Genomic DNA, 8,337 nt, shown 5'->3' on the forward strand with positions numbered 1-8,337 from the left:
GGGCAGTGGCGGCGGTGTGTCGGGAGCCGGGGCACAGGCGGGGGCTGGCGTTACGGGAGCGGAGGTCCTGGCTGCCCGCCCCGGTGGTCCGCAGTCCCCTGCGTACGTCGGTGGCGGTCGGACGGGCGAGGGGCTTGGCGTACCGGTGTTGCTCGTTCCCGTGCCGTCCGCGCGGCGGGCGGTTCGGGCTCGGGGGCATGATCCGGCGCGGCGGATCGCGCTCGCGGCGGCGGGTGAGCTGAGGCGGGCAGGGATGCCGGTGCGGGTGGTGGCCGTACTGCGGCAGCGGCGGGGCGTGGCCGACCAGTCCGGGCTCAACTCCCGGCAGCGAAGGGAGAATCTCGCCGGCGCGCTGACCGTGGTGCCCGGTGGTGGACGGCTCCTGTCCGAGGGGCTGGTCGTGCTGGTCGACGACCTGATGACGACGGGCGCGTCCCTGACCGAGGCGGCGCGCGCGGTTCGGGAGGCGAGGGCGTGGGAGAGCCGCGCGGGTTTGGCTCGTGAGGGTCTGGCAGCGAGCGCGCGGCAGGGCATCGCGTGCCGTGGTGAACGGACGGTCGTCTGGCGCCGTGATCAACGGCAACAGGGAGGTGCAGAGCACGGCGGTCGCGGGCAGTCGGAGACAGGTGGACCGCAAGGGCATGGGCGGCCGGGACCAGCGGGACAGCGGGGCCGCGCGCAGCACGGGACGGACGGACTTCAGGGTGAACGACGGCAGGGCCGCAGAGGACGCCACGGTGGACGAGCGGTGGCCAGATGTGGCGATGATCCGACAGGCCTCGTGTACACCGCTGCAACTCGGGAAGGCATGGGGGAACGGATGATCGCAGTGGCGGAGGAGGACGCGGACCGGGAGCGCTGCTTGACGACAACGGCGGGCGCCCATGGCGTCGGTGACGTCATCTGCGCGGCCGTGGTCGCGGCCTCGCCGGATTCCTTCGAAATAAACCGGAACTGACTGCGAAGTTGCATCGTTGCAGGTTACGAGAGAGTCAATTCACCTGAACGGAGGTACGCCGCGGTAGAGGGTGACGACATCCGTCCAGGCGAGATATGTTCGGTTGTGAGAGAAAGGCGCAGGCCACACCTCGCAAATCCGAATGCCGTGCCCGCGGGATTTCCACCATCACCCGCGACGGTGGAATGGAGATCTTGCCCGCGGGGGAGGAGGTGGACGTCACCGAGTCCGAGGTTCCGGGACTCACCGGAGCCTGGTGCAAAAGGGAGATGCTCCGCATCGAGGCGGAGCGATCCGGGAACGGAGTTCTGCGTGGACATCGTCGTCAAGGGCCGCAAGACCGAGGTGCCCGAGCGGTTCCGCAAGCACGTGGCCGAGAAGCTGAAGCTGGAGAAGATCCAGAAGCTCGATGGCAAGGTGATCAGCCTCGACGTCGAGGTGTCCAAGGAGCCGAACCCCCGACAGGCCGACCGCTGTGACCGAGTGGAGATCACGCTCCGCTCCCGCGGTCCGGTGATCCGGGCGGAAGCGGCAGCCAGCGATCCGTACGCGGCACTCGACCTGGCGGCGGAGAAGCTGGACGCCCGGCTGCGCAAGCAGCACGACAAGCGCCACACACGCAGGGGCGCACGGCGGCTCACGGCGGCCGAGGTCCCGGACCACGTTCCGGACGCGGCGACGCTGAACGGCAACGGCCACCCCGTCCACGAGGACGAGTCGGACGGCGTGCCCACCAAGAGGATCGGCTCGCTGGAGATCAAGGGTGAAGGCCCCCTGGTCGTCCGCGAGAAGACCCACGTCGCCTCCCCGATGACCCTCGACCAGGCGCTCTATGAGATGGAGCTGGTCGGGCACGACTTCTATCTGTTCGTCGACTCCGAGACGAAGGAACCGAGTGTCGTCTACCGGCGGCACGCCTATGACTACGGCGTCATCCACCTGAGCACGGACCCGATGGTCGCCCGGGCGCACTCTCCCGCGGCCGGCGACACGACGGGCAGCTGACCCTCCCGGATGACAGACGAGCCGGTGCCCCTGGAGCGCGTGTGCGCCCCCAGGGGCACCCGCGTGCGACCACTTCGCGCACCGCTCTGTCACCTCACTGTCGTCCGGGCATGAAATCATGGGCCCACCGGCCCAACCGGTGGGTCGTTGCCTTGGGTTGGCGATGGCACAGGACCAGCCACAGCCTTCAGGGGGAGGAACGATGGCGGACAGCTTCGGACCGCTGCACGGCGCGGACGCCGGCGACGGCGCCGTCGGCATGGGCGCGGACACGGGCTCTCCACGCAAGGAGCCGATCCGGGTTCTCGTCGTGGACGACCACGCCCTCTTCCGGCGCGGACTGGAGATCGTGCTCGCGGCCGAGGAGGACATCCAGGTCGTCGGGGAGGCGGGCGACGGTGCCGAGGCCGTCGACAAGGCCGCCGACCTGCTGCCGGACATCGTTCTGATGGACGTGCGGATGCCCAAGCGGGGCGGGATCGAGGCCTGTACCTCCATCAAGGAAGTCGCACCCAGCGCCAAGATCATCATGCTGACGATCAGCGACGAGGAAGCCGACCTCTATGACGCCATCAAGGCGGGCGCGACCGGATACCTCCTCAAGGAGATCTCGACGGACGAGGTGGCCACCGCCATCCGCGCCGTGGCCGACGGGCAGTCGCAGATCAGCCCCTCCATGGCGTCGAAGCTGCTCACCGAGTTCAAGTCGATGATCCAGCGGACGGACGAGCGCCGTCTCGTGCCGGCCCCGCGGCTGACCGACCGGGAGCTGGAAGTCCTCAAGCTGGTCGCCACCGGGATGAACAACCGCGACATCGCGAAGGAGTTGTTCATCTCGGAGAACACCGTGAAGAACCACGTGCGCAACATCCTGGAGAAGCTGCAACTGCACTCCAGGATGGAGGCCGTGGTCTACGCGATGCGGGAGAAGATCCTCGAGATCCGCTGACCCGGCAGCGGTCAGCGCAGGGCCGCCGCCAGGGCCCGGGTCACCTCCGCGGTGAGCGGCTCGCGCAGCTCCGGCGCGTCCACCCGCTCGACGCGGATGTCCGTGCAGTCCACCCAGCTCGCCGCTTCGACCAGCGCCTGGGCCACCGCCGGAACCGCCTTCGGGCCGTCCAGACTGACCTGCCTGGCCACCAGCGTGCCGCCCTCCCGGGCCGGATCCACACGGCCGACGAGACGGCCACCCGCCAGCACCGGCATCGCGAAATAGCCGTGGATCCGCTTGGGCTTGGGGACGTACGCCTCCAGGCGGTGGGTGAAGCCGAAGATGCGCTCCGTGCGTGCGCGTTCCCAGATCAGGGAGTCGAACGGGGACAGCAGCGTGGTCCGGTGGCGGCCGCGCGGGGGCGTCTCCAGGGCCGCGGGATCGGCCCAGGCGGGCTTGCCCCAGCCCTCGACCGTGACCGGCACCAGGCCCGAGTCGGCGATAACCGCGTCGACCTGCTCGCCCTTGAGGCGGTGGTAGTCGGCGATGTCCGCGCGGGTGCCGACGCCCAGCGACCGCCCCGCCAGCCGGACCAGGCGGCGCACGCACTCGGTGTCGTCCAGCTCGTCGTGGAGCAGATCGGCCGGGACGGCGCGCTCGGCGAGGTCGTACACCCGCTTCCAGCCGCGGCGCTCCACGCAGACCACCTCGCCGTACATCAGGGCGCGCTCGACGGCGACCTTGGTGCCGGACCAGTCCCACCACTCGCTGGTCTTCTTCGCGCCGCCCAACTCCGTGGCGGTGAGGGGGCCCTCGGTGCGGAGCTGCTTGATGACCTGGTCGTAGGTGCCGTCCGGGAGCTGGTGGTTCCAGTGCGGGCGGCTGCGGTAGGCGCGGCGGCGGAAGGCGAAATGGGGCCATTCCTCGATGGGGAGGATGCACGCCGCGTGCGACCAGTACTCGAAGGCGTGCGTGTCGGTCCAGTAGGCGTCCTCCACCGTCCTGCGGCCCACCGCGCCGAGACGGGCGTACGGGATCAGCTCGTGGGAGCGGGCGAGGACCGAGATGGTGTCGAGCTGGACCGCGCCGAGGTGACGCAGGACGCCGCGGACTCCGGCCCGGCGGTCGGGAGTGCCGAGGAAGCCCTGGGCGCGCAGCACGATGCGGCGGGCCTCGTCGGCCGAGAGGTCGGTGGTGGGACGCGGAGTCGTCATGGGTCCGAACGATAGAGCCCGGCACTGACAATGCGGAGTGCCCTGGGGATCTACCGAGGCGCGGGGAGGTACTGCACCGTCGACGGCAGGCCCAGGTCCGACGGGAGCAGCGCGCCCACCCAGCAGTCCCGGCGCACGCCCTGGTGGGTGATGCCGGAGCGCTGGACGCCCTCCAGGACGAAACCGACGCGCTCCGCCACCGCGCGGGAGGGCTGGTTGCCCACTTCCGCACGCCACTCCACGCGGTCGATCGACAGCTCGGTGAAGGCCCAGCGGGAGACGGCGTGCACGGCCTCGGTGACGTAGCCCCTGCCGCGGTGCTCCTTGCCGGCCCAGAAGCCGATCTCGGCCGCGCCCGGCGCACGCATGGTCAGACCCAGCATGCCCACCAGTTCCTCCTCCTCGGGGAGGAAGAGGCCCCAGGTGAACGTGGTGCCGTTCGCCCAGCCCGTCGGAACGAGCTGCTCCGTGAAGCTCCGGGCGTGCTCCACCAGGTAGGGGGAGGGGATCGTGGTCCAGCGCAGGATGTCGGGGTCCTGCACGGCCGCGAGGACGGTCTCGGTGTCCCGTGGGGTGGGCGGGCGCAGCAGGAGACGGTCCGTGGTCAGCGTGACGGATTCCATCGGCCGATTCTGCTCAGGTGTTCGGGTCGGACGCCATCGTTTTCGCTGTGAGTGAGCGGGTGATCACAATTCGCGCAATTCGTGAGCGGGGCGCGGCACCATCGGCGTTCCCCGCCCGTTGTCCCCTTTGAAGCAGATTTGAAAGAGCTGACAGCCGGCCTACCCGGCAGGCCTCCCGACGCGGCGGGGTCCTCGCATACGATGGCCGTTGCTCAGTAAGCCAAATGGAAACCGACCGTCCCAGGCCCGACCGGCAAGGAGACCAACCCCCGTGTCCGTCCTCTCGAAGATCATGCGTGCAGGCGAAGGCAAGATCCTGCGCAAGCTGCACCGCATCGCGGACCAGGTCAACTCCATCGAAGAGGACTTCGTCGACCTCTCCGACGCCGAGCTGCGGGCCCTCACCGAGGAGTACAAGCAGCGGTACGCCGACGGTGAGAGCCTGGACGACCTGCTGCCCGAGGCGTTCGCCACCGTGCGCGAGGCCGCCAAGCGCGCGCTGGGCCAGCGCCACTACGACGTGCAGATCATGGGCGGCGCCGCCCTCCACCTCGGCTACGTCGCCGAGATGAAGACGGGTGAGGGCAAGACGCTCGTCGGCACCCTGCCCGCGTACCTGAACGCGCTGTCCGGCAAGGGCGTCCACCTCATCACGGTCAACGACTACCTGGCCGAGCGCGACTCCGAGATGATGGGCCGCGTCCACAAGTTCCTCGGTCTGACCGTCGGTTGCATCCTCGCGAACATGACGCCGGCCCAGCGCCGCGAGCAGTACAACTGCGACATCACGTACGGCACGAACAACGAGTTCGGTTTCGACTACCTGCGCGACAACATGGCGTGGTCCAAGGACGAACTCGTCCAGCGCGGCCACAACTTCGCCATCGTCGACGAGGTCGACTCCATCCTGGTCGACGAGGCCCGTACGCCGCTGATCATCTCCGGCCCGGCCGACCAGGCCACCAAGTGGTACGGCGACTTCGCCAAGCTGGTCACCCGCCTGAAGAGGGGCGAGGCCGGCAACCCGCTCAAGGGCATCGAGGAGACCGGCGACTACGAGGTCGACGAGAAGAAGCGCACGGTCGCCATCCACGAGTCCGGTGTCAGCAAGGTCGAGGACTGGCTGGGCATCGACAACCTCTACGAGTCGGTGAACACCCCTCTGGTGGGCTACCTGAACAACGCCATCAAGGCGAAGGAGCTCTTCAAGAAGGACAAGGACTACGTCGTCATGGACGGCGAAGTCATGATCGTCGACGAGCACACCGGCCGTATCCTCGCCGGCCGCCGCTACAACGAGGGCATGCACCAGGCGATCGAGGCGAAGGAAGGGGTGGACATCAAGGACGAGAACCAGACCCTCGCCACGATCACCCTGCAGAACTTCTTCCGCCTCTACAAGCGCCACGACCACGACGGCAAGGAACAGCCCGGTCTGTGCGGCATGACCGGTACGGCCATGACCGAGGCCGCCGAGTTCCACCAGATCTACAAGCTCGGCGTGGTGCCGATCCCGACGAACAAGCCGATGATTCGCAAGGACCAGTCGGACCTGATCTACCGCACCGAGGTCGCGAAGTTCGAGGCGGTCGTCGACGACATCGTCGAGAAGCACGAGAAGGGCCAGCCGATCCTCGTCGGCACCACCTCGGTCGAGAAGTCCGAGTACCTCTCGCAGCAGCTCAGCAAGCGCGGCGTCCAGCACGAGGTGCTCAACGCCAAGCAGCACGACCGGGAGGCGATCATCGTCGCCCAGGCCGGCCGCAAGGGCGCCGTCACCGTCGCCACGAACATGGCCGGCCGCGGTACCGACATCAAGCTCGGCGGCAACCCCGAGGACCTCGCCGAGGCGGAGCTGCGCCAGCGCGGCCTCGACCCCGAGGAGCACATCGAGGAGTGGGCCGCCGCACTGCCGGCCGCCCTGGAGAAGGCCGAGCGGGCGGTCAAGGCGGAGTTCGAGGAGGTCAAGGAACTCGGCGGGCTCTACGTCCTCGGCACCGAGCGGCACGAGTCGCGCCGTATCGACAACCAGCTGCGCGGTCGTTCCGGCCGTCAGGGCGACCCCGGCGAGTCCCGCTTCTACCTCTCCCTCGGCGACGACCTGATGCGCCTGTTCAAGGCCCAGATGGTCGAGCGCGTGATGTCGATGGCGAACGTCCCGGACGACGTCCCGATCGAGAACAAGATGGTCACGCGCGCGATCGCGTCCGCTCAGTCGCAGGTCGAGCAGCAGAACTTCGAGACCCGCAAGAACGTCCTGAAGTACGACGAGGTCCTCAACCGCCAGCGCGAGGTCATCTACGGCGAGCGCCGCCGTGTCCTGGAGGGCGAGGACCTCCAGGAGCAGATCGTGCACTTCATGGACGACACGATCGACGCGTACGTCGCGGCGGAGACCGCCGAGGGCTTCGCGGAGGACTGGGACCTCGACCGGCTGTGGGGCGCGTTCAAGCAGCTCTACCCGGTCAAGATCACCGTCGAGGAGCTGGAGGACGCGGCCGGCGACCGCGCGGGCCTGACCGCCGAGTACATCTCCGAGTCCATCAAGGACGACATCCACGAGCAGTACGAGGCGCGCGAGGCGCAGCTCGGCTCCGAGATCATGCGTGAACTGGAGCGCCGGGTCGTGCTGTCGGTCCTGGACCGCAAGTGGCGTGAGCACCTCTACGAGATGGACTACCTCCAGGAGGGCATCGGCCTGCGCGCGATGGCCCAGAAGGACCCGCTGGTCGAGTACCAGCGCGAGGGCTTCGACATGTTCACCGCCATGATGGAGGGCATCAAGGAGGAGTCCGTCGGCTACCTGTTCAACCTGGAGGTCCAGGTCGAGCAGCAGGTCGAGGAGGTCCCGGTCGAGGACGAGAAGCCGTCCCTGGCCAAGCAGGACTCAGTTCCGGCGCAGGCCGGTGCGCGTCCCGAGATCCGCGCGAAGGGCCTCGACGCCCCGCAGCGCAGGGACCTGCACTTCTCCGCGCCGACCGTGGACGGCGAGGGCGGTGTCATCGAGGGCGAGTTCGCCGACGACGACGAGCCCGTGCGCTCCGAGGCGGACGGCCTCACGCGCGCGGAGCGCCGCAAGCAGTCCCGTGCGCGGGGCCGCCGCAAGAAGTAGTGCGTGCGGCGTCCTGGACGCCGCAGCTGATCGACGTGACGGTGCCTGTGGCGCCGTGTCGCAAGAAGGGCCGGTCACCTCGGGGTGGTCGGCCCTTCGGCGTGTGGGGCACTCGCGGGCCTCCGCGGGCCTCCGCGGGGCTCTCAGTCGTCGTTCGGACGGGGTGCCCGGGGGCCGCCCAGTTCGACCGCCGTGCAGCGCCAGCGGAGGTCCTGGCCCTGTTCCAGCCGGAAGGCCATGGCGCGCAGTTGGTCGCCTGCCCCGATCCGGGCGAAGGCCTCCACGGCGCCTCGGCGCGGGACGTAGTAGCCGATGTCCCGGACGACCGGGCGGGCGCCGCGGGTGCGCAGGGGGCCGCGCTCGGCGAGCCAGGCCAGCTCGTCGTAGGCGCGCCCGGCGGTGTGCCGGAGCATCGAGTGCACGGGGCGCTGGCCGCTCAGGACGGCGACGAGCAGGTCGGCGAAGAGGTCGGTGGGGCGGGGCTGGGGGACGAC

At 69.3% G+C, this 8,337-nt stretch carries 6 protein-coding genes and 1 pseudogene; 3 read left to right on the forward strand and 4 right to left on the reverse strand.

Translation table 11 applies throughout. The features are described 5' to 3' along the window. Positions 1–736, reverse strand: a pseudogene (locus AOJ26_RS45140) (hypothetical protein); the annotation flags it as partial. Between the two features lie 534 nt (positions 737–1,270). On the opposite strand from AOJ26_RS45140, the gene hpf reads away from it, so the two are divergent. Together hpf and AOJ26_RS01285 are read left to right on the forward strand one after the other, a co-directional pair. Further along, a complete protein-coding gene (hpf, locus tag AOJ26_RS01280) occupies positions 1,271–1,963 on the forward strand; it encodes a ribosome hibernation-promoting factor, HPF/YfiA family (protein WP_053846264.1) in 693 nt (230 codons plus the stop codon). 202 nt (positions 1,964–2,165) lie between these two features. After that, positions 2,166–2,912, forward strand: coding sequence for a response regulator (locus AOJ26_RS01285; RefSeq protein ID WP_053846265.1), 747 nt, complete (start codon positions 2,166–2,168; stop codon positions 2,910–2,912). Between the two features lie 11 nt (positions 2,913–2,923). On the opposite strand, the gene AOJ26_RS01290 is transcribed toward AOJ26_RS01285, so the two are convergent. Beyond that, on the reverse strand, positions 2,924–4,108 hold the full coding sequence (locus AOJ26_RS01290) for a winged helix-turn-helix domain-containing protein (protein WP_053846266.1): 1,185 nt from the start codon (positions 4,106–4,108) through the stop codon (positions 2,924–2,926). A gap of 50 nt (positions 4,109–4,158) precedes the next feature. Beyond that, positions 4,159–4,731 (reverse strand): GNAT family N-acetyltransferase, encoded by a 573-nt coding sequence (locus AOJ26_RS01295; RefSeq protein WP_053846267.1) that lies wholly within the window; start codon positions 4,729–4,731, stop codon positions 4,159–4,161. Between the two features lie 271 nt (positions 4,732–5,002). On the opposite strand from AOJ26_RS01295, the gene secA reads away from it, so the two are divergent. Beyond that, positions 5,003–7,843 (forward strand): preprotein translocase subunit SecA, encoded by a 2,841-nt coding sequence (gene secA / locus AOJ26_RS01300; RefSeq protein ID WP_053846268.1) that lies wholly within the window; start codon positions 5,003–5,005, stop codon positions 7,841–7,843. A 143-nt stretch (positions 7,844–7,986) separates the two neighbouring features. Here secA and AOJ26_RS01305 read toward each other — a convergent pair. Beyond that, positions 7,987–8,337 (reverse strand): Rv3235 family protein (locus AOJ26_RS01305; protein ID WP_234358398.1); only part of this gene is annotated, 351 nt, incomplete at its 5' end.

The sequence above is a fragment of the Streptomyces sp. NRRL B-24085 genome (genome assembly GCF_001282115.1).
Lineage (GTDB): Bacteria > Actinomycetota > Actinomycetes > Streptomycetales > Streptomycetaceae > Streptomyces.